This is a genomic window from Mesorhizobium sp. M4A.F.Ca.ET.022.05.2.1 (genome assembly GCF_003998845.1).
In the GTDB taxonomy this organism is placed as follows: Bacteria; Pseudomonadota; Alphaproteobacteria; order Rhizobiales; family Rhizobiaceae; genus Mesorhizobium.
In genome coordinates, this window is sequence record NZ_RZOJ01000733.1 from 1 (window position 1) to 1212 (window position 1212).

General features: G+C 63.0%; 2 protein-coding genes and 1 pseudogene. 2 read left to right on the forward strand and 1 reads right to left on the reverse strand.

Going from position 1 to position 1212, the window contains the following annotated elements; all coding sequences use genetic code 11:
* Window positions 1–144 precede the first annotated feature (144 nt).
* Window positions 145–444, reverse strand: coding sequence for a DUF3572 domain-containing protein (locus EN745_RS34975; protein ID WP_126054296.1), 300 nt, complete (start codon window positions 442–444; stop codon window positions 145–147).
* A 223-nt stretch (window positions 445–667) separates the two neighbouring features.
* Between EN745_RS34975 and EN745_RS34980 the strand changes: the two genes are divergently transcribed.
* Both EN745_RS34980 and EN745_RS37410 read left to right on the forward strand, forming a co-directional pair.
* Window positions 668–1039 carry a response regulator gene (locus EN745_RS34980; RefSeq protein ID WP_126059060.1) on the forward strand — a complete coding sequence of 124 codons (372 nt, stop codon included), beginning with the start codon at window positions 668–670 and terminating at the stop codon, window positions 1037–1039.
* Between the two features lie 27 nt (window positions 1040–1066).
* Window positions 1067–1212 (forward strand): annotated as a pseudogene (locus EN745_RS37410) (response regulator); the annotation flags it as partial.

Below are 1212 nucleotides of genomic sequence, written 5' to 3' on the forward strand. Positions count from 1 at the left end.
GCGTCAGGGCAAAGCCACGCGATTTCAGGAAATGCGGGAACGGCCGGATGAATTCCAGCACGACGTCATCGACGTCGAGCACCAAAAGCGGCCGGTCGTCGGCGGCAAGCTCCTCGATCTGCCGCGCCGTCTCGGGATCGTCGCTCATACCGAGCGCTCATGGTCGTCATTGCCGAGCGGCAGCGCCCGCAAGGCCTTGCCAACGGCGGCCGGCGGCGTGCCGGTCTCCTCGGCGAAGCGCAGCAGCGTCGGCTCATGGGCAAGGATGAACTGCAGCACGCCCGCCAGAAACCCCGGCTCGCTCGCCGCCCGCCTGATCGAGTGCGCCTCGATGCCGGTGATCGCCAGAAAGCGCGGCAAAAGCTCCGGATCGGCGGCAACGAAGCCGAGTGCCCTGATGGCAAGGGCTTCCGCTTCCTCGCGCATTGACGCTGCGTTTGCCATGACTACCTTTTGTGCGTGGAACTTGAGTCTCTCCGCAGTAACGGCAAGCGTCGCTTGCGGCAAGCCATCACCCTGCGCGGGCCGGAATCCGGACAGCTTTTGGGAGCGGCCGGTTTGCGTTTCGTCAATCATATTGGCGTAGGGTGGATGCGGGTTGGGTGCGATCCGGCAAGGACGCATGACGATGGTCTTCGGCGCCGAGGACCGTCGGGACGGGAAATCGATGCCTAAGAAGGTCATGATCGTCGAGGACAACGAGCTCAACATGAAGCTCTTTCGCGACCTCATCGAGGCCAGCGGTTACGACACTGTTCGCACACGCAATGGCCTGGAGGCGCTTGATCTGGCGCGCCAGCACCGGCCCGACCTGATCCTGATGGACATCCAACTGCCCGAAGTGTCGGGGCTGGAGGTGACCAAATGGCTCAAGGAGGATGACGACCTTCATTCGATCCCGGTCATCGCGGTGACGGCATTCGCCATGAAAGGTGACGAGGAGCGCATCCGCCAGGGCGGCTGCGAGGCCTATATCTCGAAGCCGATCTCGGTGCCGCGCTTCATCGAGACCATCAAATCCTACCTGGGCGATGCCTGATGCACAGCCAGACCGGAGCCTTGTGAGATGACCGCGCGGATCCTCGTCGTCGACGACATCCCTGCCAATATCAGGCTGCTCGAGGTCAGGCTGCTGGCCGAGTATTTCGAGGTGCTGACCGCTTCCAACGGGCCGGATGCCATCGAGACCTGCGAGAACGGCAAGGTCGATGT

Excerpts from the sequence above, each read along its gene's own strand:
- EN745_RS34975 (WP_126054296.1), bottom strand. The coding sequence starts at position 444 with ATGGCAAACGCAGCGTCAATGCGCGAGGAAGCGGAAGCCCTTGCCATC.
- EN745_RS34980 (WP_126059060.1), top strand. The coding sequence starts at position 668 with ATGCCTAAGAAGGTCATGATCGTCGAGGACAACGAGCTCAACATGAAG.